Origin of the sequence: Microbacterium sp. UBA1097 (assembly GCF_002313585.1) — a bacterium.
GTDB lineage: Bacteria > Actinomycetota > Actinomycetes > Actinomycetales > Microbacteriaceae > Microbacterium.
Map to the genome: position 1 here is coordinate 15,083 of NZ_DCBW01000062.1, position 22,207 is coordinate 37,289.

General features: G+C 65.3%; 25 protein-coding genes. 10 read left to right on the top strand and 15 right to left on the bottom strand.

Annotated elements, in window-relative coordinates:
• Positions 1–25: 25 nt before the first annotated feature.
• Together B4F19_RS14980 and B4F19_RS14985 are read right to left on the bottom strand one after the other, a co-directional pair.
• Complete coding sequence (locus tag B4F19_RS14980; protein ID WP_054682927.1) at positions 26–1,288, bottom strand: helix-turn-helix domain-containing protein; 1,263 nt, start codon at positions 1,286–1,288, stop codon at positions 26–28.
• A 66-nt stretch (positions 1,289–1,354) separates the two neighbouring features.
• Positions 1,355–2,353 (bottom strand): DNA-processing protein DprA, encoded by a 999-nt coding sequence (locus tag B4F19_RS14985; protein WP_054682925.1) that lies wholly within the window; start codon positions 2,351–2,353, stop codon positions 1,355–1,357.
• A gap of 196 nt (positions 2,354–2,549) precedes the next feature.
• On the opposite strand from B4F19_RS14985, the gene B4F19_RS14990 reads away from it, so the two are divergent.
• Positions 2,550–2,921 carry a hypothetical protein gene (locus tag B4F19_RS14990; RefSeq protein ID WP_054682923.1) on the top strand — a complete coding sequence of 124 codons (372 nt, stop codon included), beginning with the start codon at positions 2,550–2,552 and terminating at the stop codon, positions 2,919–2,921.
• A gap of 2 nt (positions 2,922–2,923) precedes the next feature.
• Here B4F19_RS14990 and B4F19_RS14995 read toward each other — a convergent pair whose 3' ends face one another.
• Together B4F19_RS14995 and B4F19_RS15000 are read right to left on the bottom strand one after the other, a co-directional pair.
• Positions 2,924–3,271, bottom strand: coding sequence for a hypothetical protein (locus tag B4F19_RS14995; protein WP_228176932.1), 348 nt, complete (start codon positions 3,269–3,271; stop codon positions 2,924–2,926).
• 194 nt (positions 3,272–3,465) lie between these two features.
• Complete coding sequence (locus B4F19_RS15000) at positions 3,466–4,623, bottom strand: IS481 family transposase (RefSeq protein ID WP_292735987.1); 1,158 nt, start codon at positions 4,621–4,623, stop codon at positions 3,466–3,468.
• A gap of 49 nt (positions 4,624–4,672) precedes the next feature.
• Between B4F19_RS15000 and B4F19_RS15005 the strand changes: the two genes are divergently transcribed.
• A complete protein-coding gene (locus B4F19_RS15005; protein ID WP_292735990.1) occupies positions 4,673–5,140 on the top strand; it encodes a DUF3817 domain-containing protein in 468 nt (155 codons plus the stop codon).
• Positions 5,141–5,166: 26 nt separating this feature from the next.
• On the opposite strand, the gene B4F19_RS15010 is transcribed toward B4F19_RS15005, so the two are convergent.
• From B4F19_RS15010 to B4F19_RS15025, 4 genes are read right to left on the bottom strand one after another with little or no spacing between them, the layout of a single operon-like run.
• Positions 5,167–5,925, bottom strand: coding sequence for a ZIP family metal transporter (locus B4F19_RS15010; RefSeq protein ID WP_292735993.1), 759 nt, complete (start codon positions 5,923–5,925; stop codon positions 5,167–5,169).
• 50 nt (positions 5,926–5,975) lie between these two features.
• On the bottom strand, positions 5,976–6,116 hold the full coding sequence (locus tag B4F19_RS15015) for a hypothetical protein (RefSeq protein WP_228176935.1): 141 nt from the start codon (positions 6,114–6,116) through the stop codon (positions 5,976–5,978).
• A 60-nt stretch (positions 6,117–6,176) separates the two neighbouring features.
• Complete coding sequence (locus tag B4F19_RS15020; protein WP_228176936.1) at positions 6,177–6,980, bottom strand: cation:proton antiporter; 804 nt, start codon at positions 6,978–6,980, stop codon at positions 6,177–6,179.
• 4 nt (positions 6,981–6,984) lie between these two features.
• Positions 6,985–7,137, bottom strand: coding sequence for a hypothetical protein (locus tag B4F19_RS15025; protein WP_228176937.1), 153 nt, complete (start codon positions 7,135–7,137; stop codon positions 6,985–6,987).
• Between the two features lie 64 nt (positions 7,138–7,201).
• On the opposite strand from B4F19_RS15025, the gene B4F19_RS15030 reads away from it, so the two are divergent.
• The gene (locus tag B4F19_RS15030; protein WP_228176938.1) at positions 7,202–7,678 is read left to right on the top strand and encodes a YbaK/EbsC family protein; all 477 of its coding nucleotides are present in this window, start codon (positions 7,202–7,204) and stop codon (positions 7,676–7,678) included.
• 22 nt (positions 7,679–7,700) lie between these two features.
• Here B4F19_RS15030 and B4F19_RS15035 read toward each other — a convergent pair whose 3' ends face one another.
• The 6 genes from B4F19_RS15035 to B4F19_RS15060 form a co-directional block, all read right to left on the bottom strand.
• Positions 7,701–8,972, bottom strand: coding sequence for a DUF445 domain-containing protein (locus B4F19_RS15035; RefSeq protein WP_292735996.1), 1,272 nt, complete (start codon positions 8,970–8,972; stop codon positions 7,701–7,703).
• Positions 8,973–9,023: 51 nt separating this feature from the next.
• Positions 9,024–10,151, bottom strand: a complete 1,128-nt coding sequence (locus B4F19_RS15040; RefSeq protein ID WP_228176940.1) for a hypothetical protein — start codon at positions 10,149–10,151, stop codon at positions 9,024–9,026.
• A gap of 71 nt (positions 10,152–10,222) precedes the next feature.
• Positions 10,223–11,401 carry an acyl-CoA dehydrogenase family protein gene (locus B4F19_RS15045; protein WP_292735999.1) on the bottom strand — a complete coding sequence of 393 codons (1,179 nt, stop codon included), beginning with the start codon at positions 11,399–11,401 and terminating at the stop codon, positions 10,223–10,225.
• Positions 11,398–12,153, bottom strand: coding sequence for an alpha/beta fold hydrolase (locus tag B4F19_RS15050; protein WP_292729921.1), 756 nt, complete (start codon positions 12,151–12,153; stop codon positions 11,398–11,400). The genes B4F19_RS15045 and B4F19_RS15050 overlap by 4 nt, the downstream gene beginning before the upstream one ends.
• A gap of 15 nt (positions 12,154–12,168) precedes the next feature.
• On the bottom strand, positions 12,169–12,576 hold the full coding sequence (locus B4F19_RS15055; RefSeq protein ID WP_228176943.1) for a DUF4260 family protein: 408 nt from the start codon (positions 12,574–12,576) through the stop codon (positions 12,169–12,171).
• Between the two features lie 35 nt (positions 12,577–12,611).
• Positions 12,612–13,817 (bottom strand): MFS transporter, encoded by a 1,206-nt coding sequence (locus B4F19_RS15060; protein WP_228176944.1) that lies wholly within the window; start codon positions 13,815–13,817, stop codon positions 12,612–12,614.
• A 422-nt stretch (positions 13,818–14,239) separates the two neighbouring features.
• Here B4F19_RS15060 and nrdH point away from each other — a divergent pair, with 422 nt between their 5' ends.
• From nrdH to B4F19_RS15095, 7 genes are all read left to right on the top strand, one after another.
• The gene (gene nrdH, locus B4F19_RS15065) at positions 14,240–14,473 is read left to right on the top strand and encodes a glutaredoxin-like protein NrdH (protein ID WP_195691937.1); all 234 of its coding nucleotides are present in this window, start codon (positions 14,240–14,242) and stop codon (positions 14,471–14,473) included.
• A 3-nt stretch (positions 14,474–14,476) separates the two neighbouring features.
• Positions 14,477–14,914, top strand: coding sequence for a class Ib ribonucleoside-diphosphate reductase assembly flavoprotein NrdI (gene nrdI / locus B4F19_RS15070; RefSeq protein WP_228176945.1), 438 nt, complete (start codon positions 14,477–14,479; stop codon positions 14,912–14,914).
• On the top strand, positions 14,896–17,052 hold the full coding sequence (gene nrdE, locus B4F19_RS15075; RefSeq protein ID WP_228176946.1) for a class 1b ribonucleoside-diphosphate reductase subunit alpha: 2,157 nt from the start codon (positions 14,896–14,898) through the stop codon (positions 17,050–17,052). Before nrdI ends, nrdE begins: the two co-directional genes overlap by 19 nt.
• A gap of 54 nt (positions 17,053–17,106) precedes the next feature.
• A complete protein-coding gene (locus tag B4F19_RS15080) occupies positions 17,107–17,880 on the top strand; it encodes an NUMOD3 domain-containing DNA-binding protein (protein ID WP_228176947.1) in 774 nt (257 codons plus the stop codon).
• A complete protein-coding gene (gene nrdF / locus B4F19_RS15085) occupies positions 17,873–18,847 on the top strand; it encodes a class 1b ribonucleoside-diphosphate reductase subunit beta (RefSeq protein ID WP_228176948.1) in 975 nt (324 codons plus the stop codon). Before B4F19_RS15080 ends, nrdF begins: the two co-directional genes overlap by 8 nt.
• Before the next feature lie 106 nt (positions 18,848–18,953).
• Positions 18,954–19,214 (top strand): hypothetical protein, encoded by a 261-nt coding sequence (locus B4F19_RS15090; RefSeq protein ID WP_292736004.1) that lies wholly within the window; start codon positions 18,954–18,956, stop codon positions 19,212–19,214.
• 3 nt (positions 19,215–19,217) lie between these two features.
• Complete coding sequence (locus B4F19_RS15095; protein WP_228176950.1) at positions 19,218–21,983, top strand: DNA methyltransferase; 2,766 nt, start codon at positions 19,218–19,220, stop codon at positions 21,981–21,983.
• 9 nt (positions 21,984–21,992) lie between these two features.
• Here the strand turns inward: B4F19_RS15095 and B4F19_RS15100 are convergent.
• The coding region (locus B4F19_RS15100; RefSeq protein ID WP_292736006.1) for a methyltransferase at positions 21,993–22,207 on the bottom strand (215 nt) is incomplete at its 5' end.

Consider the following 22,207-nt stretch of genomic DNA (forward strand, 5'->3'; position numbering starts at 1 on the left):
GGTGCTGGCCACAGGGCAGTGCGCGTCAAGCAGTCTCCTGCGCATCGCGGTCAGGCGGCTGGATCATCAGCACGTTCGAGATGCCGCCTTGGTTCACGCAGTCCTGGGCGAGGTCATGGACGTGCCAGTAGAAGTCCAAGTCTGCCTCGGACGCGTTAACCGTGAACTCGACTGGCGTGTACAGGTGAAGTGGGACTGAGGCTCCGTCGTAGTGATAGCCGAAGTTGTCGATCGTTGAGATGGTCAGCGGATGATCGCCAGTGAAGTCGATCCCGACGCGGATGTCGTACTCACCGCCGCCTGTCGCTTCCGCTGTCTTGCGCACCAGCGCCATGAGGTCCGCCATCGCGCATTCGATGGCTGCGGACTGGACCTGCCAGCCATCGAAGTAGCCGTCGCTGCTCATGCGGTGGCCCCCAACGGCCGCTGCGATCGTGACTGATCCATCGTGGTGAATGCTCGCCCAGGCCTCCTTCCACGCCGAGCCTTCACCTGCCGCACTGTTCACGGCCACCCATCGACGAAGGCCTGGTCGCGGGTTGTGACGGTCGACGCTCTCCAGTGGGTGAATGCCACCGCGGCCCGCGTAAAAGAGCGCAAGGCTCTCAGCCTTTGCGAGGATCTCACGGGCTTCATCGCGCGTGAGCCGACTTCCGACGCGTGGGAGGCGTGGGTGGGCAACTGCTACCAGCCAGGCGCGCGTCTCTGAATCTCGCCCGGCTGCTGCTTCCGCATACAACGTGTCCAGAACTTCGGTGGCGTGGCGGCGCTCGTCGAAGCGCGCACGGTACATCGCCTCGATCTGACGCTCCTTCATCCACACCGTGTCCGCATCGTTCCGAACGGGTGCACCGAAGTAGTCGCCCCTATAGATCAGATGCGGACCATCGACGCTGGCTGGCACCTCAACGATGACGGCACGCTCGCCTTCCGCCGAGCCCAGCCGAAACACGTTCAGGCCGAACACAGGCGGCGTGATCGCGGTGATCGCCGCGCTGCGAAGGGAGCGCTCGTACCCCTCGTCAAAGTCGCCAACGTCGGTACGCCCGGTCGCCGCCTTCTGTGACTCGTGCACGCCGAAGACGATGACGCCACCCCCACTGTTCGCCATGGCCGCAACGTCTTTCGGGAAGTCGGTCTGCGGCAATCCCTTCTGAGGTGGAAGCTCCGACTTCCAGTCCAGGTCGTCGGACTCCGTCGCACCAGCCGCGACAGCCGAATCGAGCAGTTCGTCCGTCAACGGACCGGGGCCGCGACCGAGAACGCGGTGGAGGGCAGTGAAGCTCATATGACAAGCGTAGGGATGGCCACCGACAACGCGGGGAGGGAGCAGCCCAGGTTTAGAGCTTTGCTGTCACATCTCAACGACGCTTCGCGCATCACGCGAGGCGCTGGGAGCAGGTCGGCTTCGCACCGCCGCAACGGAACCCCTGCTGCCTACCGGCTGCCTGATCATCTGTTCGAGGTCGGTCGAGCCGGCCACCAACCGGGCCTCCCCACTGTGCAGAAGCCGGTGCGGCCCGACACTCGTCGCGCTGGTGACGGGGCCGGGGACGGCACCGAGGGAGCGACCGAGTTGGTGCGCTTCCTGCGCGACCTTCATCGATCCCGATCGCGCGCCGGCCTCAACCACGACCGTTGCTGTGGACAGTGCGGCCATCAACCGTGCACGGGCGATGAACCGATGGCGGGTCGGCGTTGCGCCGGGTGCGACTTCGCTGACCAGCAGACCGTCATCAGCGACACGACCGAGCAGCTCGCTGTGGCCCGCCGGATACGCGCGATCAACTCCGTTCGCAAGGACTGCGATGGTATCGCCACCGGCCGCGAGCGCCGCGCGATGGGCAGCACCTTCGATGCCGTAGGCACCTCCGGCCACGATGATCCGCTCAGCGCAGGCGAGGTCGGAGGCAAGCTGCCCGGCCACCTGCTCGCCGTAGGATGTCGAGGCCCTCGCGCCGGTGATCGTGACGAGATCGTTGAGCGGTCGCGCGAGAAACGAGGTCATGCCACGAGTCCAGAGGACGTACGGCCGCCGGTCGCCAAGATCGTCGAGCGCGGAAGGCCAGTCTTTCTCTCCGGGAATCAGCGTGCCGGTACCGGCGCGCTCGGCTTCGACGAGGTTCTCTTCAAGTGTCCGAGTGTCTGGGCGCTGGAACTGGGCGCGCCACACTTGAGCGTCAACGGTGCTGAGCCCCGGCACCGCGTCATCACCCTCGGCGATCCGAAACAGCTCCTGTGCACCGAGCTCGCCCAGGAGGCGACCGGTGACGGCATCGTCCGGTTCGACGAGCATCGACAGCACCATCCGTGCTGTGCGCTCGTCCTGGACTATCTGGCTCAAGATCGTCATCGCCGGCTCCTCTCACTCCTACAGAGAGGTGCGCGCGGCGACGCGGGAGTCGGAGGGTTCCGTGAACGGCGACCCCGGCGTACAGTGGATGGTGAGGCAGGTTCTCCTCATATTGCGGGTCCTCCGGGACGGCCTTCGGGCACTCACACACGTTCTGCCTCCTCGACGGAGTAACACGTGTGACGAGAGGCCCGTCATGTTCCGCCTTATCTGGACGCTCAGCGTTCACACCCGCGACTATCTGCACCGCTACATGCCGAGCAACCGACTGCTCGCTGCCATCCGCACCCGCCGCGGACTCAAGTGGGGGATACCAGCGATGCTGGTCGCGCTTCCGTACATCCTGATCGGCAGCATCTGCTCTGGCGCGGCAGCCGACGGCGGCCCAGGCTGGCTCCACCTGATTGTCCTCTGGGCATGCTGGAACGCACTCAAGTTCATCATCATGGGACCCGTGAGCGTCGCTCTGCTTATCCGCGCGCGCCTGCGCGAGGCTGCGGTCCGTCGTCACCAGCGCCACGACTCGCGCGTCGAAGCGAGCCTGCGTGAGCCAGCTCTTCGTGTCTAGGCTCAACCGCCCACGGCAGTGGATGCCGTGATGCGAGAACCACAGCGCCCGCCAGGCCGGATCACGACGCCGTGGGAAGCGAGCGCTCGCCGGACAGCCTGAGGCCCCGCCCCGACCTTGATGCCGACCTCTACCAGCGTCAACCCGCTGAGGTAGAGGTCGGCTGCTTCGTGGATGCGGGAGGGATCGAACCGTCCACGGCGGATCGTCACCTCTCGCCGGGTGAGGTGGGTGGCGACCGTGCGGCGGTTCACGCCGAACACGGATGCCAGCTCCACGAGCGTTGCGCCCTCGCGGTACTGCGCTACCAGATCGTCGACCTGCTCCGGGCGAAGGAGGGTTTGAGCCATCCCAAGTGATCGCACCACTCGCCCCCTTGAGTCGGAAACGGTAGGCTCAGAGGAGCGCTGGTCGTGGTCGTAGAATCCCCGTGACCTGCGCAAAGACAAGGTTTTCAGGTGTGGGCAGGGGTTCTCAAACTCTCTACGGAGGTCCACCATTGTGATGAGTCGCGACATAGGTCTCTCTTGAGTCGCGTCATAGGTCACTTGTTGGAAGCCTCCGGCCAGCGGCCGGGGGCTTTCATCGTGTTGCGCCAGTAGGTCTTGTCGGGGTCGATCTGATTGGTGGCGAGGATCTCGCCGGTACGGGTGGCGACGACGGTGACGGTGGAGTCGTCGGCGAGCAGGAGCACTGGGGTGCCGCGGTGGTCGGCTCCGATTCCGAGGTGGTGCATGCGGCCGGCGCGGCGGAAGCTGATTTTGCCGTTGCTGTCGACGTGGTCGTGACGGACGCGGTAGTGGGTGTCGGCGGCATGCCCGGCGGGGGCGGCTTTCGGGGCGGCGGCGTAGGCCGTCGCGGGTGTTGTTCCTCGGGCGCGGTGCGGCCGCTGCTGGTTGTAGTGGTCACGGAACACGTCGAGCTGCGCCTGCAGTTCGCTGATCGTCGCAGCTCGAGGTCGGGCGCTGAGCCAGCGTTTGAGGGTCTGGTGGAACCGCTCGATCTTGCCTTGGGTCTGCGGGTGGTTGGGCGCTCCGTTCTTCTGAACGATGTTCAACGCGGCGAGGACGTATTCGAACTCGTTGCGGGCGTGCGCGTGACGGGCGGTGTAGACGCGGCCGTTATCGGTGAGCGTCGACGCCGGCGGTCCATAGAGGTCAATGGACGCCAAGAAGGTGTCTACGACGGTGCGGCCGGTGACGGGGTGATGGGTGGTGCAGGACAGCAGCAGCCGGGAGTAGTCATCGAGCCAGTTCAGGATCTCCACGTCGGTGCCATCAACGAGGCGCCAGTGAGTGAAGTCGGACTGCCAGGTCTCGTTCGGCTGGGTCGCTTCGAACCGCACGTACGAACTGCGCGGGCGTTTGCGGGGTTCCGGGGCGATCAGCCCGGCCGCGTGCAGGATCCGGCGGATCGTCGAGGTCGACGGTGCCCGCAACCCCTCCTGATGCAGGTGCCAGGCGATCGTGACCGGTCCGGCATCGGTGCCCGTCGCGGTCAACGCGACCCGCAACTGCACGATCCGGTCCCGAACCCGATCGGTGGCCGCGTGCGGTGAGGACTTCGGCGCACGGGAACGCGCCTCCAACCCGTCCAGACCCTCGTCCCGGTAGCGGGCGAGCAGCCGATGCAGATGCCGCCGCGAGATCCCGAACTCCTCCGCCGCCTCGGTCACGCTGAGCTGCCCGGCGACGATCTTCAACGTATCAAAGGTGCGACGGTGCTCGGGTTCCTTCAGGTATGCTGAAGGTGTGTTCCGTCATCCCCTCTCCCTGTTCCGTACCCTGGCCATCCTCGAGGCGATTTCGTGGACCCTGCTCATCGCAGCTCTCATCATTCGGGCCGTGAATCCCGAGCTGGCGCTCGCCGTGACGATCGGTGGCGGCATCCATGGCTTCGTCTTTCTGTCCTACGGCGCCACGGTGATCCTCGTAGCGCTGAACAACAGATGGCGCGCATGGCCGACGGTTGTCGGTCTCGTCAGTGCGATAGTTCCGTACGCGACGATCCCCACCGAGATCTGGCTGCACAGGCGTGGTTCGCTGGTCGGGCAGTGGCGCCTCGAGCAGACCGACGACCCGCGTGATCAGGCCTGGTATGACCGCGCGCTGCGCTGGTTCCTGCGCCGTCCATGGGCGCTCGGCATCCTCATCGCCGCCGCGGTCGTCGTGCTCTACGTGAGCCTGCTGATCATCGGCCCGCCGGGCGGGAAGGGCTGAGGCTGGCCCGCGCCGCAGCCGAGGGGTCAGCCGAGTTCGTGCATGACGAACGCGAGCAGGAATCCGAGAGTCACCCATAGCCCCGTCAGGAGGTGAAGGCGCTCAAATGCTTCCGGGATCATCGTGTTTGCGACCATGGCGAGCAGAGCTCCCGCCGCGACGCTGGTAATGATTGCGATGAGTTCGGGCGGCGCGGTCTGGAGGGCCAGGTATCCAACCACGGCTGCGAGAACGGATGCGGCAGTGATGCCACCCCACAGGAGAGCCACCGTGCGTCCGCGGCTCCCATCCTGTTTGAAGGCCGCCGTGGACGAGAGCCCCTCGGGGATGTTGCTGATGGCGATCGCGGCGACGATCGGGATGCTGAGGCCTCCTGTTTGCAGCACCGAGAGTCCCATAACGACGGACTCGGGGATTCCGTCGATGAGCGATCCGATCGCGATCGCCGCGCCGCCGCCTGAGAGTGCAGCTTTCCCGTTCCCGCGGCGCTTGGCGATGTTGCGGGAGTCGGTTGCAGCGGGCTTGGGGCGCGAGACGAGCCAGTCGGCGACGATGTAGACGACCGCGCCGCCGAGGAACCCGGCAGCGGTCGGCACGATCCCGCCGCCGTCAGCGGCTTCAGCCACGAGCTCGAACGCGAGCGTCGAGATCAGCACGCCCGCTCCGAACGCCATGACCGCCAGGACGACCAGCCGCGGCGCCTTGACGAACCACGCGACGCCGGCGCCGACGAACAGTGCGCCGCCGCCGATCAGGCCGCTCAGCGCGGCTAGCCACACTCCCACGCGGCAAGCCTACGGATGCCGGTCGCTGAGGTGCGGCATCCGTGCGTGTGTCAGCTGCCGCCCGAGAGGATGCCGACCAGGCCCGAGACGACCAAGTACACGCCGACCCCGGCGACGACGACCCAGATCGTGATGCGCGCGGGGGTGATCTTGTTCTTGTCGTCGCCTGATCCGCCGCCGAGAAGGCTCATCCGCACAGGATATCCGCCGCCCACGATCGCGGCGGGGACATACGGCGAGTGCGCCGGTGCTCAGCCCGAGGAATTCGTAGCTTGTCGTTCGCGCGCCTCGCGTCGAGCGAACCAGCGAGCGATCGGGACATCGGTGGACGAGTGGGCGATGATCGAGAGCGAGATCGCCACGACGATGATGTGGAACAGGTGCGCGGAGTCCGGGTGTCCGCCCTCGAGCACGAGGAGCCCGTACAGGACCGACGCGAATCCCTTCGGGCCGAACCACGCAGCTGTCGCTCGCTCTTCCCAGGGCAGCTTGCTTCCGATGAGCGCAGTCTCGACGGCGACGGGCCGGGCCACCACGAGCGTGAGAACGGCGAAGAGGTACCCCCAGCCGTTGACGTCCGCGAGCAGCGCGGGCGAGATCAGTGCGCCGAACACGAACAGGGCGAGCAGCTTCACGATCTCGGCTGCGTAATCGCCGAACTCGATGAAGGCGTCTCGCACCTCGGGCATGGCGCTCGCGATCGTGATTCCTGCAGAGAACGCCGCAAGGTAGAGGTTTGCTCCCGTCAGCGAACTGACGCCGAAGATGATGCACGCAATCGCGACGGGAGTCAGCGCCGCGTAAAGCGGGGTCGCCCGCAGGAAATTGATCCGGATCAGCAGGTTCACCACGAGGGGTACCGCAACGCCGAGCGCGACCCGGCCGACGAGCTCCAGCGCAAGCGCCCCATACTCCGTCTGGGTTCCGTCGACGATCGCCAGGAACACGAGCACCGCCGGCAGCGCGAGACCGTCGTTCAGCCCCGACTCGACGCTCAGCAGGTGCCGGATGCGCCAGGGAATCTCCTCGCGTCCGACGATCGCCGAGGAAAGCACGGGGTCAGTCGGAGCGAGAACGGCGGCGACCCAGCATCCCCTCGCCCAGCAGGAACCCCGCGATGAGGAAGAGCACCGCCGTGGAGAGCACCGTGCGGTGGGCGATCCCGGAGATGAGGATGGCAAGCAGCAGCACGACCCCGAACGCGATGACCATGCATCCACGCTGTCGTCAGAGAGCGGGTTTCGCCACGGTCTTGACCCGGCTCTAGGCTCAGACCATGTCCGATCACCTTCCCGCCCGCAGCCGGCTCGTCCACGATGCGATCCGGGCGGCGGGGATCCCCGGCGACATCGTTGTGCTGCCGGATGCCGCCTCCACGGCCGCCCTCGCCGCTGAGGCGCTCGGAGTCGAGGTGGGGGCTATTGCCAACAGCCTTGTCTTCTGGTCCGACGGCGAGCCGCTACTCGTGATGACCAGCGGCGCCCACCGCGTCGATACGAAAGCGTTGGCTACCCGGCTCGGTCGGACCTCGATCATCCGAGCCACGCCCGACCAGGTGCGTCAGGCGACGGGCCAGGCGATCGGCGGGGTCGCGCCGACGGGGCATCCGGCGCCGCTGGTGACGATCGTGGACGAAGACCTCGCCGCGTTCCCCGAGATCTGGGCAGCCGGCGGCACACCGCACACGGTGTTTCCGCTGACGTTCCCGCAGTTGGTCGATCTCACCGGCGGAACGGTCATCAGCGTCGTCTGATCACGACCCTGGCACGCCGCTCTCAGCCGAACAGGGCGTGAGCGATCGTGTAGATCACCAGGCCCGCAAGCGCGCCGACGATCGTGCCGTTGAGGCGGATGTACTGCAGGTCTCGCCCCACCATGAGTTCGATCTTCTCGGTCGTCTCGGCGGGGTCCCACCGCTCCACCGTGTCGGTGATGAGGGATGCGATGTCGTGCCGATACCGGTCGACGAGGAAGACCGCGGCATCCGTCACCCAGGTGTCGACGCGGCGTTGCAACTCGGGTTCGCGCGCGAGTCGCTCACCGATATCGCGCAGTGCACTGTCGATCTGGGTGCGCAGGCCGCTTCGCGGATCAGCCAGGGCATCGAGGAGCCCGGTCTTCGCAGTGCTCCAGGCGTGCGTGGCAAGGTCGCGGACACGCGGGCTGTCGAAGACGGCGAGCTTCGCGTCCTCGAACCGCCCGATCGTCTGCGGGTCGTGCTGCATGCTCTCTGACAGGCGGGCGAGGTACGCCGTGATCGCGGCGCGCGCGGGATGATCGGGATTCGTCCGTACCGCCCGCACGAAGGTGACGGCCTCGGAATAGACGGTCTCGTCGACGAGGCGCGCGGCGATGCTCGGCACCCACGAGGGAAGGCGCCCCGAGACGAGGCCCGTGAAGGCATCCCGGTTGTTGGCGAGCCACTCGTCGATGTTCTCGGCGGCGAGATCCACGGCGGTGCGGTGGGCGTCGGCGTCGACGATGCGGCCGAGCCATTCGCCGATCGCCGGCGACCATTCCGGCACGATGAGGTGCTCGCGCGCGAGGGCTGTGATGACCTCCTGCGCGTCGTCGTCGCTGAGCGCACGAAGGACGCCGGATCCCATGGCAGCCGCCTCCGAGCCGACGCGCGCCGCGTGGTCGGGATCGCTTAGCCAGGCACCGAGGCGGGCGGCGATGGAGGTCGATTCGAGCTTCGTGCGCACGACGTCCGCCGCGAGGAAGTTCGTCTCGACGAACTCTCCGAGCGACTGGCCGATCTCGTCCTTACGGCGGGGGATGATCGCGGTATGGGGAATGGGGATTCCCAACGGATGCCGAAACAGTGCTGTCACGGCGAACCAATCCGCGAGAGCTCCGACCATGCCGCCCTCGGCTGCCGCGCGCAGGTACGCGAGCGCGGGGACCTGCTGCTGGCCGATGAACCCGACGAGGAACAGGGCCGCCATGAGCAGCAGTGCGCCGAGGGCCACGGACTTCATCGTGCGCAGGCCCCGCCGACGCTCCTGGTCAGCGGGGCTCAGCGAAGCGGTCGGCGTGTGAGCCATCTCCACATCTTCACACGGCGCACTCTTTCGACGCGGAGTTGCGTGAGCAGATCAGGTAGCCATCTGATCGAGCGGGAACCGAAGGGTCGCTGCAACCGGTGACCCGGCGATCATGTCGTCACCTCGGGCGGCGCGTACCGTGCCTCCCGTGCGCAGGACGCGGGCCGCGATCTCGTCGACCAGAACCGTTGAATCCGGCCCAGGCGTTTCCGCTCGCTCAAGGCGGCCTCTGTCATCGATCGTGCCTTCCGTCTCGGATTCGAGATCGAACAGCAGCTCATCGATGGCGGCGTTCGAGGCGGCAACGGCGACGTCATCGAGGCTGGTGGTGGCCAGCCCCTGAGCCTCGAGTGATCCGAACCGCTCCCGCCAGGCTGCGAGGACGTCCTCTTCGTGCCGGTCGAGAATGCTGCGTGCTCGTTCTTCGAGGTCGTCGTCGCCGAGGGAGTCCGGGTGCGCATCGATCGCGGGCTCGAGGAGTGCTGGATGCGTGTTGACGGCGCGGTACGCGGGCTCGAGGTCTGTCGAAACGCACAGGATGACGGGGACGTCCCGCGGCACGATGCGGACCACCTCGTCTTGCACGACCCGGCAGAAGCGCTCACGCTCGAGCCTGTCGCCGGTCGAGCCCTGCGGCCGCGGGAAGTCGGCATGGCCGCCGTTATCTGCCTCTTCGAGAATCAGCCCGTGATCACTCGGCAACGAAAGGTCGCGCTCGGCGAGCCCGTGATCGGCGCCGAATTCGGTCAGGCGAGCTCCGCCCCGGGAGATCTGCACCACGAAGGCGCGACGCGGGAAAGTGACAGCGCGAAGCAGCGGTCCGGTGTCGAACCGGTCCGAGACAGTCGCCCTCGCGGTGAGCCGGTTGGCCAGTCGGAAGGTCTCAAGCCGCTCGGCCGACGCGAGCAGCACGAGAGAGCGCGACTGGTGCGTCCAGAAGTCATCGTCGTCGAGGACGGAACGCAGTCGGGCGATCGCTGCCTCTCGCTCGGGGCGCCCGACACTCGTTTCTTTGGCCTGGCGGTCGGCGTCATCGATCAGGTCGCGAAGCTGGAGGCGGATGCGTTCGTGGTCGGCCGGGACCGGTGATGAGGGCAGCGAGATGGTGATGCTCGGGATGCCGCGCATCTCGACGAGCTCGAGGAGGTGGTCGGTCTGGGGAATGTCTGCGGGCAACATGCGCGCGACGATACGTCGCCGCATCGGCGTGCGCGACGCCCTTGCATCGAGAAAGTGGACTCGCTAGGGGATCAGCCGACCGGGCCGAGCCATGCCGTGGCGACGGTGGAGTGGGCCGATTCCGGGTCGGACGGGTGGAACATCCCGGCGAGCACATCGCGGTACAGCCGGCTGAGCTCACTGCCGGCGAAGTAGCTCGACCCGCCAGCCACGAGAATCGCGTCATCGACGACCGCCTTGGCCATCGTGACGGCGCGGTGCTTCACGCCCGACAGGAGCGAGAACCACCGCGGCCCGTGGTCGACGAGGGTGTCGATGTCACGGCTGAGCGTCTCCAGCTGCGGGGGCAGCGCGTCGTAGGCGAGGGCCATATCGGCGATCCGCCACCGGATGTCGGGATCCTGGCTGTAAGTCAGCCCCGTCTTCTTCGAGCGGCGCGTCCCGACGGTTGCGACAGCGACATCCAGCGCCCGCCGCGCGATTCCGGTGTAGACCGAGGCCAGCAGGATCTCGAAGACGCTGAAGATGCCGAACACGATCGGGTCAGGGTTCGGCCCCGGTGGGATACGGCGCACGACACGGTCTGCCGCGGCCGTCGCGCCTCGCAGCTGTGTCGTGCGGGACTGTGTGGCGCGCATGCCGAGCGTGTTCCAGTCATCGCGGGTGGCGATTCGCCCGGCATCCTCTTCGGACCGGGGGACGAAGGCATAGACCATCGTCGGGCCGTCGGGGGAGGTGGTATCCAGCCCGTGGAGGCCGAGCTGTGTCCAGACCGGTGCCAGGGAGGTGAAGATCTTCGTGCCGGTGAAGGCATACGAGCCGTCGGGCTGCGGCGCGGCCTCAGTGTCACTACCGAAGAGCACGAGATCGTTGCCCGCTTCGCTGATGCCGAATGCAAAGATCTCGCCGGCTACCGCGCCTTCGAGAACGAAGCGCAGATCGTCGACCCCGCGATCGGCAAGCGCCTTCGCGACACCCGTCCACACCAGGTGCATATTGATCGCGAGCGCCGTAGCCGGTGCCGCGGTGGCCAGGCGCTGCTGCAGCAGCGAGACCTCGGCGAGGCCGAGGCCCGCCCCTCCGATCTCCGTCGGGGCGAACAGCGCGAGGTATCCGGCATCCGTCAGATCTGCCAGGTCATCATGCGGGAAGGTGTTGTCGCTATCGTGCTGTGCGGCGCGCTCACGGAACCGCTCGAGCAGCGCATCGGGCAGTACGGATGCCGGGTCGAAGGTGGTCGTCGTCGTCATGCCAGTGCCTCCCACAGCTGCCGCATCGTCTCCTCCGGCGCGTCGCGGTGCGGGGAATGCCCGGCTCCCTCGACGACCGACATCGTGATCGAGGGCCGCGTCAGGAGCTGCTCGACGATGTCGCCGCGAAAGAGCGCATAGACCGCGGGGTCACCGGCGATGATGTGGATGGGCATATCCAGCGACAACGTGGGAAGCCGCACATCCCATTCCTCGTTCTGTTCGCTCGTCTGCTCGACAGCCCAGCGGCTCACGTCCTGGATGCCTTGCACCTTCAGTTCGATATCCAGCGGATGCCACGACGGATGCTCAGCGCGCACCGCCTCGGCGCTCGGGTCGTCGAACTGCCGCTGCTGACTCTCGCGGATCTCGTAACGGGCCGGCTCATCGAGCTGGATCGCGGGATCGACGAGCACGAGGCGGTCAGTCCAATCCGGGACCGACGCTGCAGCAACGACTGCTGCCGTGCCGCCCAGCGAATGACCGATAACCAGATCCCAGGGCGTCTCATCCTGCGGGCGGCAGGCCGCCAGATCGGCGGCATAGGCCCCGATCGTGTAATCCAGCGCCCGCGGGGCGCGCCCGTGTCCACGAAGATCGACGGCCTCGGCAAACCAGCCGCGCTCGCTCAGCTCTACGCCGAAACGCCACATGAGGGCGCCCGTGGATCCCAGACCGTGGACGAGCAGTGCTCGGCGGGAGGATGACGGGTCACCCCACCCGTGGCGGGGCAGAACAAGGGGACTGGTCATGGTTTCGGCATCCTCTCAGCGCGTGCGCGGTCCGTACGTGCCGACGGGAATGATCGTGCCGTCGGGGGCTCGCATCCCGAACCCGAAAGTCCGATCCAGCGCGATGTGAAGCAGCCAGCCCATGCCGCACCAGAACAGCGGCAGTCCGACCTCCCGCATCTCCCACAGGTATGCCATGGAGCCGCCGACGAAGAACAGCAGAGCGGGAATCCACGCCTGATGCAACCAGTTGTAGAACGCGACGCGCTCGGGGCGCAGGATGCCGCGCTGGTCGCCGAACGCTCCGATCAGGGCGATGTCGGGGAGCACCGCGAACACGATGATGATCCCGGCAGTCACCCACCCGTGACCAATGCTCTCGAAGACCGCGACGATCAGCAGCGCAATGGCAAGAAGAGTCCAGGCGAGCCGGGTGTAGGTCACGGGTTCATCGTAGGCGCGCGCGGTGAACGCGCGGGTCAGGTGATCGTGGGAACGGGCTCGGTATCGGGGATGGGGCTCGGATCCCGGTCGCGCAGGTCGGGGAAGCCACGGACGAACACGATCGCCACGATCGCGCCGGTGGCGGCGAACAGTGCTGCGGCGAGGTAGGCGCCCTGGGGGCCCGCGCCGTCGACGAGGAAACCCGCGACTGCCGAACCTGCGGCCGCACCGATGAGCTGTCCGGTTCCAATCCAGCCGTAGGCCTCGGCGGTCTCGCTGAACTTGACGCTCGCAGATGTCATCGCGAAGATCACTGCGAGTGCTGGCGCTACACCGAGTCCCGCGACGGCGAGTGTCGCGCCCAGCCACCAGGCGTTGAGCGAGATCATCGTGAGGCTGAGTCCTGCCGCAACGATCAGCATCCGTCTGGCCGTCGCCCATGGTCCGATCGGGATATGCCCGAAGGAGAGACCGCCGGCGAGGCTTCCGATGGCGAAGACGGCAAGCACAAGGCCCGCCTCGATCCCCTCGTGTCCGAAGGTGGCGACCACGCCGACCTCGACGGCGGCACAGGCACCGATCAAGAGGAAGCCGACGACCGTTGCCAGCAGCACCGCGGGCTTGCCGAGCACCTTTCCGAAGCTGCGCCGACTGCGAGGGATGCGCACCCGGCCGACCTCGGGGGAGAGGATGAACCACGCGCCGCCGCCCAGCAGCACGATGACGATGAGCGCGAGGGCTTGGACCGTGCCGATCTGCGTCGCGACGAACGTGATGAGCACGGGAGCGACGACCCAGATGATCTCCTGCAGCGAGGCATCCAGCGAGTACAGGGGAGTCACCTGTCGCGAGTTGACCATCTTGGGGTAGATCGTTCGAACCGCTGCCTGCACCGGCGGGGTGGAGAGGCCCGCGACGAGCCCCAGCACCATATAGGCCGGAAGCGGGAGGGTGAAGGCCGCGATGCCCGCGATGGCGGCAGCGCAGATCGCGAGAGTCACGGTGAGGACCCGCCGCATGCCCCACAGGCCCATCCACCGGCTCGTGATCGGACCCGCAACCGCCTGCCCGACAGAGGTCGCAGCCAGCACGAGCCCTGCAGACCCGTAGGAGCCGGTGACCTGCTCGATGTGCAGCAGGATCGCCAGGCTCGTCATCCCGTTCGGGAACCGCGCCGTCAGCTGCGCAGCGATGATGCGCGCGACCCCCGGAGTGCGCAGCAGTTCTCCATAACCCGCCACCTTCCCACGATAGTCGTGCCGAATCGGTTCGGCGATATCGGCACGGAGGCAGGCTGAGTCGCAACGGATGCCGTGACCGTCGGACTGACACGCCGCGACACGCCGCGACACGCCGGGACCGCAATCCACAGGCGAATTCGATGTCGGTGGATCGTCGTAGCCTCGCGCTGTGGAGGGATGCCTGATGGAGGCATCTGGACCCGCGTGATTTCAGGCTTCTCCCAGGTTTCGCGGACTCGTCGATCTGTGGATGAAACGGTGGACAAATCGCGTTGTATCTGAGGAGAGCGGTGGAAAACTACACGAATGTAACTACTACCCCTTGTGGTGCTATCTGATGTCGGCACCCATATGTAGTATTGGACTCCCGGTGGGGGAGCTGCCGGTTCGACGAAGGATTTTGAGGGGACAACGGATCTAACATGGCGATCACGGTCTACACCAAGCCCGCCTGCGTGCAGTGCACTGCTACCTACCGCGCGCTGGACTCCAAGGGCATCGACTACAACGTTCTCGACCTCTCGCAGGACCCCGCGGCCCTCGAGCAGGTCAAGGCGCTGGGCTACCTCCAGGCCCCCGTCGTCATCACCGACGAGGACCACTGGTCGGGCTTCCGTCCCGACAAGATCGACGAGCTCGCGTCGCGCCTCGCCTGAGCCATGAGCACGGCGATCGCGACAGAGACGCCGTTGCTCGTGTACTTCTCGAGCGTTTCGCAGAACACGGCGCGCTTCATCGAGAAGTTGGGACTGCGCGCAGAGCGCATCCCGCTCTTCGCATCCGAGCCGATGCTCCTCGTGGATGAGCCCTTCGTCCTGGTGACCCCCACCTACGGGGGAGGCCAGGGCCGGGACGAGGAGCGGGGTGCGGTCCCCAAGCAAGTCATCCGGTTCCTCAACGTCGAGCAGAACCGAACCCTCATCCGCGGTGTCATCGCCGCGGGAAACACCAACTTCGGCGACGCTTTCTGCGCAGCCGGCGACATCATCAGCCGCAAGTGTCACGTGCCGCACTTGTACCGGCTCGAACTGTTCGGCACGTCAGAAGACGTCACACGCGTAAGCGAAGGATTGGAACGATGGTGGAAGCTGCAGTGACAGACACGGCATTTAAGACCGAGACCCGATTTGACGGGCTGGACTATCACGCGCTCAACGCGATGCTGAATCTGTACGGTCCGGACGGGAAGATCCAGTTCGACGCCGACAAGCGCGCTGCGCGGGAGTACTTCCTGCAGCACGTCAACCAGAACACCGTCTTCTTCCACTCGCTGAAGGAGAAGCTCGACTACCTGGTCGACAAGCAGTACTACGAGCCCGCCGTGCTCGAGAAGTACTCGTTCGATTTCATCTCGTCGCTGCACGACCACGCGTTCGAGAAGAAGTTCCGCTTCGAAACCTTCCTCGGCGCGTTCAAGTACTACACGAGCTACACGCTCAAGACCTTCGACGGAAAGCGCTACCTCGAGCGCTTCGAGGACCGCGTCGTGATGACCGCGCTCGGCCTTGCCGACGGCGACGAGGCTCTGGCCACCCAGCTGGTAGACGAGATCATCTCGGGCCGTTTCCAGCCTGCGACCCCGACGTTCCTGAACACCGGCAAGGCCCAGCGCGGTGAGCTCGTCTCGTGCTTCCTGCTGCGCATCGAAGACAACATGGAGTCGATCGCCCGCGGCATCAACTCCGCGCTGCAACTGAGCAAGCGCGGCGGCGGAGTCGCCCTGCTGCTCTCGAACATCCGCGAGGCGGGTGCGCCGATCAAGCAGATCGAGAATCAGTCCAGCGGCATCATCCCCGTCATGAAGCTTCTCGAAGACAGCTTCAGCTACGCCAACCAGCTTGGTGCCCGTCAGGGAGCGGGCGCGGTCTACCTGTCTGCTCACCACCCCGACATCCTGAAGTTCCTCGACACCAAGCGCGAGAACGCCGACGAGAAGATCCGCATCAAGACGCTGTCGCTCGGGGTCGTCGTTCCCGACATCACGTTCGAGCTGGCCAAGAACGGCGAGGACATGTACCTCTTCTCGCCGTACGACGTCGAGCGCGTCTACGGCGTGCCGTTCGGCGACATCTCGGTCACCGAGAAGTACCGCGAGATGGTCGATGACCCGCGCATCAAGAAGAGCAAGATCAACGCGCGTGAGTTCTTCCAGACGCTCGCCGAGATCCAGTTCGAGTCGGGCTACCCGTACATCATGTTCGAGGACACCGTGAACCGGGCCAATCCCATCAAGGGCCGGATCAACATGTCGAACCTGTGCTCCGAGATTCTGCAGGTCAACACCCCGACGACCTACAACGAGGACCTCTCGTACGACCAGATCGGCAAGGACATCTCCTGCAACCTCGGGTCGATGAACATCGCGCTGGCGATGGATGGCGGCGACCTGGGTCGCACGGTGGACACCGCCATCCGTGCGCTGACCGCAGTCAGCGACCAGAGCCACATCTCGTCGGTGCGTTCGATCGAGGATGGCAACGACCGCTCCCACGCGATCGGCCTCGGCCAGATGAACCTGCACGGCTACCTCGCTCGCGAGCACGTCCACTACGGCTCCGAAGAGGGCATCGACTTCACGAACATCTACTTCTACACGGTGCTGTTCCACGCACTGCGGGCCTCGAACAAGCTCGCCATCGAGCGGGGGACGGCTTTCGAAGGCTTCGCCGACTCGACCTACGCGTCGGGGGAGTTCTTCGACAAGTACACCGAGCAGGAGTGGGTGCCCCAGACCGAGCGGGTGCGCGAGCTGTTCGCCGGCCACCACATTCCCACGCAGGATGACTGGCGTGAGCTGAAGGCGTCGGTGCAGGCGCACGGCATCTACAACCAGAACCTGCAGGCCGTGCCCCCGACAGGCTCGATCTCGTACATCAACAACTCGACGAGCTCGATCCACCCGATCGCCTCGAAGATCGAGATCCGCAAGGAAGGCAAGCTCGGCCGCGTCTACTACCCGGCGCCGTTCATGACCAATGACAACCTGGAGTACTACCAGGATGCCTACGAGATCGGTTACGAGAAGGTCATCGACACCTACGCCGCTGCCACGCAGCACGTCGACCAGGGCCTGTCTCTGACGTTGTTCTTCAAGGACACCGCGACCACTCGTGACATCAACCGGGCACAGATCTACGCCTGGAAGAAGGGCATCAAGACCATTTACTACATCCGTCTGCGTCAGATGGCCCTCGAGGGCACGACCGTCGATGGCTGCGTCTCGTGCATGCTCTAGTTCTTCTGGATCGGTGAGAGGACACTGATGATGGAGGGCGGGTGGCAGCCGTTCATGGGTCACGTCTACGGCGTTCGCCTGCTGGGTGACGTGGAGTACCGCTACGTAGGCCTCACAACGAAGACGCTCGTGCGGCGGAAGTCCGAACACTTCAAGCTCGCCGCCAGAGGGCGGAAGACGGCCTTTGCGGATTGGCTGCGCAAGCAGCCGGATCGCGAGATGGTTCACTTCCAGTCGCTTGAGCTTGTCCTCAGCGACCTCGAAGACTTGAGTCGGGCCGAACAGGATTGGATTCGCATGCTGCGCGAGGAGGGTCATCGGCTCCTCAACCTCAACGATGGCGGGCGTGGCAATCATGGCTATCGGTGGACAGCCGAACAGAGGGCGGCGGCCTCCGAACGATCGCGCGGTCGCCGAAATCCGAGCTATCTCAGCGGTCCTGATCATCCACGATGGGGGGCGTCGCACTCGGACGAGCAGAAAGCTCTGTGGTCTGAGCAGCGGAAGGGCATGAATGCGGGGCCGCTGAACCCGAACTACGGAAAATTCGGAAGCGATCACCCGTCGTTCGGCCACACGATGTCGCCGGAGTCGCGCAGGCGGCTCTCGGAGATGCGGCGTGGCCCGTTGAACCCGAACTATGGGAAGACCGCGAGTGAGGAAACGCGCGCAAAACGATCTGCAGCACTCAAAGGGCGGCCCATGCCCTCCAGCGTGCGAAGCGCGCACACCAGGTACCACACCAACAAGGGCGTGGTTAAAGAATCGTGTCAACATTGCCGGGACGACGCTGATCGTACGGCTGAGCAAGGAGAGAGTCGTGGCTGAGAAGCTGAAGCTGATCGATCATGTCCAGGCGATCAACTGGAACCGTATCCAGGACGAGAAGGATGTCGAGGTCTGGAACCGTCTCGTGAACAACTTCTGGTTGCCCGAGAAGGTGCCCCTCTCCAACGACGTGCAGTCGTGGAACACGCTCACGCCCGAGGAGCAGACCCTCACGATGCGGGTGTTCACCGGTCTCACGCTCCTGGACACGATCCAGGGCACGGTCGGCGCTGTGTCGCTGATTCCCGACGCGATCACGCCGCACGAAGAGGCGGTGTACACGAACATCGCGTTCATGGAGTCGGTGCACGCGAAGAGCTACTCGTCGATCTTCTCGACGCTGTGCTCGACGAAGGAGATCGACGAGGCGTTCCGCTGGTCTGTCGAGAACCCGAACCTGCAGCGCAAGGCGCAGATCGTCATGGAGTACTACCGGGGCGACGAGCCGCTCAAGCGCAAGGTCGCTTCGACCCTGCTGGAGTCGTTCCTGTTCTACTCGGGCTTCTACCTGCCCATGCACTGGTCGAGCCGTGCGAAGCTCACCAACACTGCCGACCTCATCCGCCTCATCATTCGTGACGAGGCAGTGCACGGGTACTACATCGGCTACAAGTTCCAGAAGGGGCTCGAGCGGGTCGACGAAGCCAAGCGTCAGGACATCAAGGACTACACGTTCTCGCTGCTGTACGAGCTCTACGACAACGAGGTGCAGTACACGCAGGACCTCTACGACGGCGTCGGCCTGACCGAAGACGTGAAGAAGTTCCTGCACTACAACGCGAACAAGGCGCTCATGAACCTCGGCTACGAGGCGATGTTCCCCGAGTCGGTCACGAACGTGAACCCCGCGATCCTGTCGGCCCTGTCGCCGAACGCCGACGAGAACCACGACTTCTTCTCGGGGTCGGGCTCCTCGTACGTCATCGGCAAGGCTGTCGCGACCGAGGACGAGGACTGGGACTTCTAGATCCGGCTGTGGAGAAACGGTGATGTCCACAGATCCTGCGTCGGCGTCTGACGACGTCGCAGGCGCGGCATACCGTGAAGCTCACGCCGCATCGGAAGGGGACGAGATGGCACAGCAGATGACCGACAGTGTGGCCGCCGAGGAGCGGGCGCGTGAGCAGGCCATGGGTGAGGTGTCGGATGTGCTGACGAACCTCGACTATGCGCTCGAGCGCGCGCGTAAGGCGCTCGAGCGCATCCGCAAATCGGGTGCTCACCCGAACGCAGAGGCAGCCACGAAGGATCTGGTTGACGCACTCCAGGCCGAGCGCAAGCGGTTCGTTCAGCAGACCTACTTCAGCGTGCCGAACAAGACTCGGATGTTCTGAGCGGTGGCGGATGCGGTCCGCAGCGGCGCGGAGCTTCAGCGAGCACTTACCGAGTTCGTGCGTCGATGGTCGGGGTATTCCGGCTCGGAGCGGGCAGAGGCTCAGACCTTTCTGAACGAGTTGTTCGCTGCGTACGGCTCGGATCGCCAGTCCGTTGGTGCGCGGTTCGAAGATTTTCGCAGTTCTGCGGGCTTCATGGACCTGCACTGGCCGGGCATCATGATCGTCGAGATGAAGGCTCCCGGCATCGCCCTGGAGAAAGCCGCCGATCAACGCGATCGGTACTGGCGCGAGTCGAGTGATCCCGCCACCGACACGCCGGCTGCCCGGTGGGTCGTGCTCTGCAACTTCCAGGAGTTCGAAATCTGGGAGCCGGGTCGTTTCCCGAACCGACCGCGTTCGCGGTTCACGCTCGCGGAGCTTCCCGAGCACTACGACGCCCTGCTGTTCCTCCAAAACGAGTCGTTGGAGCCGGTCTTCAGCGAGCATCGACGTGAACTGACCGAGGATGCCGCGCGTCACGTCGCAGAGCTCTATCGCTCGATGCTCGACCGATCGGCGGCCCCGGTCGATGAGATCCAGCGCTTCACCATGCAGTTGGTCTGGTGTCTCTTCGCTGAAGATCTCGGGATGCTCGAGGGGTATCCGCTGCAGGCGACCGTCGAGGCGCTGCTCAAGGAAGACGATCCCGACTCCGCGAAGGAGATCGGCTATCTTTTCCAGCTGCTCAATCAAAAAGGCGACCACAACCGGAAGGGTCGCTTCGCGGGTACGCGATACGTCAACGGTGACCTGTTCGCCAGGCCTGCCGCCGTCTACCTTGATCGAGCGGAACTTCTTCATCTGAAGCAGGCCGCCGAGTTCAACTGGCGCGAGGTCAACCCGACAATCTTCGGTTCGCTCCTCGAAGGAGTGCTCGGCGATGACCGCCGCTCCGAGATCGGCGCGCACTACACGCACGAGGCCGACATCATGAAGATCGTTGCGCCGACGATCGTGCGCCCCTGGCGTGAGCGGATCGAGACGACCGCGTCGGTGACGGAGGCGGTCGCGCTTCTGGACGAGCTATGCGCCTTCCGCGTTCTTGATCCCGCCTGCGGGTGCGGCAACTTCTTGTACGTCGCGTATCGCGAGCTGCGCGGACTCGAATTCGATCTCAAGCAGCGCATCAATCGCCTCGCCGCCGAAACCGGTGCCCCGCCTCCCACCGGCACGCTGCCCTTCTACCCGCTGTCGAACCTCTTCGGCATCGACATCGAGCGGGTCGCCGTCATGATCGCGAGGGTCACGCTCTGGATGGGGCACCGGCAGATGATCGAACGGTACGGCGAGGCTGAGCCCGTGCTGCCGCTCGTCGACCTCTCCCGCATCGCGCAGGCCGACGCGCTGCAGACCGACTGGCCCGAGGTGGATGCGATCATCGGCAACCCGCCGTTTCTGGGAGCTAAGCTCTTACGCCCCAGCCTTGGTGACGACTACGTGGATTGGCTCGTCCGTCAGTTCGGCGTTGGGGTCAAGGATCTCTGCGTGTACTGGTTCCGGCGCGCTCACGAGCATCTTCAGCCTGAACAGCGGGCGGGACTCGTGGGAACGAACTCGATCAGCCAGACAACCGGACGTCTGGCATCGCTTGCCTACATTGCCTCGACTGGTGGGGTGATCACCGATGCGGTCTCCTCGCAGAAGTGGCCGGGGGACGCGAAAGTCCACGTCAGTATCGTGAATTGGGTGAAATCGCCGTCTCGGAACCCTACAGATTTCACCCTTGACGACCAGGTCGTATCTGGGATCGCACCGAACCTGCGCGCCGGTGACGCGGCAGGTCTCGAGGTCGGCTCGATCGCTGAGAACAGAGGGCGTTGCTTTGCCGGAGTAGTTCCGCAGGGCAAGGGATTCCTCCTTGACGACTCGGTGGCGAGCGCGCTCTTGGCTTCGGATGACGCCGCCTACGAGCAGGTCGTTCGTCGATTCCTTACGGGCGCCGACATCGCGGAAGACGTCAGGCAGGCACCGTCTCGATGGGTCATCGACTTCGGTTCTCTGCCACTCGAGCGCGCTCTCACCTTTCCCGCCGCTGTCGACATCCTCCGCTCGTCGGTCAAGATCGAGCGCGAGACTTCGACAAACCGTGCCGTCGAACGTCGATGGTGGCTCTTTGGTCGACGTGTGGAGGACATGCGGGCGGCGATTGCACCGCTTCGTAGATACGCCGCGGCGGCGGCAACGGGCAAGCGACTGCTGCTTGCCTGGGCAGAACGGACGGTGGTTCCGAACAACGCGGTCGTCGTGTTCGCGTTCGATGATGATTACTCAATGGGCGTCCTGCTATCCAGCGCACACGAAGCATGGGCGAGGGCGCAATCTTCGACACTCGAGACGCGCCTCCGCTACACGAACGCCGCTGTGTTCGATACCTTCCCGTGGCCGGATCCCGTCACGCCCGAGCAGCGGGAGGCGATTGCTGCCGCATCCCGCGCGCTCTACGACCGTCGAAGCGAACTCTGTATCGATCACAGCATGGGCCTCACGAAGCTGTACAACCTCATGGATGAGGGTGGTTTCGCCGATCTCGCCGCCCTCCACCGCAGCCTCGATGAGGCTGTCGCCGCTGCGTACGGGTGGCCGAAGTCGGTGGCGCAGGACCCCGAGCAGATCGTGAGCCGACTCACCGCGCTCAACCGTGAGATTGTCGAGGGAGGCCGGACATACGATCCGTTCGCTGGCGCCGCCGCCGACCGAGCCGGAGAGCTGAGGGCTGGAACCTCTTGAGGCGGCCACTCAGCGACGTGTCGAGGCCGTGACCGTGAACTTCGGGGTGCGGGCGATCTGACGGGTCGGGCCGACGAGTTTCTCGAGCGACGGGCGGTAGCGGAGGACCGAATTCCAGACGGTCCACAGTTCGCCACCCGGGCGCAGCACGCGAGCTGCATCGGCGAACAGGTGCCGGGCGATCGTCTCGTCGATCGCAGCACCCCGGTGAAACGGCGGGTTCC

Excerpts from the sequence above, each read along its gene's own strand:
- B4F19_RS15035 (WP_292735996.1), bottom strand. The coding sequence starts at position 8,972 with ATGGCTCACACGCCGACCGCTTCGCTGAGCCCCGCTGACCAGGAGCGT.
- B4F19_RS15090 (WP_292736004.1), top strand. The coding sequence starts at position 18,954 with ATGGCACAGCAGATGACCGACAGTGTGGCCGCCGAGGAGCGGGCGCGT.
- B4F19_RS14985 (WP_054682925.1), bottom strand. The coding sequence starts at position 2,353 with ATGACGATCTTGAGCCAGATAGTCCAGGACGAGCGCACAGCACGGATG.
- B4F19_RS15050 (WP_292729921.1), bottom strand. The coding sequence starts at position 12,153 with ATGACCAGTCCCCTTGTTCTGCCCCGCCACGGGTGGGGTGACCCGTCA.
- nrdI (WP_228176945.1), top strand. The coding sequence starts at position 14,477 with ATGAGCACGGCGATCGCGACAGAGACGCCGTTGCTCGTGTACTTCTCG.
- B4F19_RS15015 (WP_228176935.1), bottom strand. The coding sequence starts at position 6,116 with ATGAGCCTTCTCGGCGGCGGATCAGGCGACGACAAGAACAAGATCACC.
- B4F19_RS14995 (WP_228176932.1), bottom strand. The coding sequence starts at position 3,271 with ATGGCTCAAACCCTCCTTCGCCCGGAGCAGGTCGACGATCTGGTAGCG.
- B4F19_RS15040 (WP_228176940.1), bottom strand. The coding sequence starts at position 10,151 with ATGTTGCCCGCAGACATTCCCCAGACCGACCACCTCCTCGAGCTCGTC.
- B4F19_RS15025 (WP_228176937.1), bottom strand. The coding sequence starts at position 7,137 with ATGGTCATCGCGTTCGGGGTCGTGCTGCTGCTTGCCATCCTCATCTCC.
- B4F19_RS15045 (WP_292735999.1), bottom strand. The coding sequence starts at position 11,401 with ATGACGACGACGACCACCTTCGACCCGGCATCCGTACTGCCCGATGCG.
- nrdH (WP_195691937.1), top strand. The coding sequence starts at position 14,240 with ATGGCGATCACGGTCTACACCAAGCCCGCCTGCGTGCAGTGCACTGCT.
- nrdE (WP_228176946.1), top strand. The coding sequence starts at position 14,896 with ATGGTGGAAGCTGCAGTGACAGACACGGCATTTAAGACCGAGACCCGA.
- B4F19_RS15030 (WP_228176938.1), top strand. The coding sequence starts at position 7,202 with ATGTCCGATCACCTTCCCGCCCGCAGCCGGCTCGTCCACGATGCGATC.
- B4F19_RS14990 (WP_054682923.1), top strand. The coding sequence starts at position 2,550 with ATGTTCCGCCTTATCTGGACGCTCAGCGTTCACACCCGCGACTATCTG.
- B4F19_RS14980 (WP_054682927.1), bottom strand. The coding sequence starts at position 1,288 with ATGAGCTTCACTGCCCTCCACCGCGTTCTCGGTCGCGGCCCCGGTCCG.
- B4F19_RS15080 (WP_228176947.1), top strand. The coding sequence starts at position 17,107 with ATGGGTCACGTCTACGGCGTTCGCCTGCTGGGTGACGTGGAGTACCGC.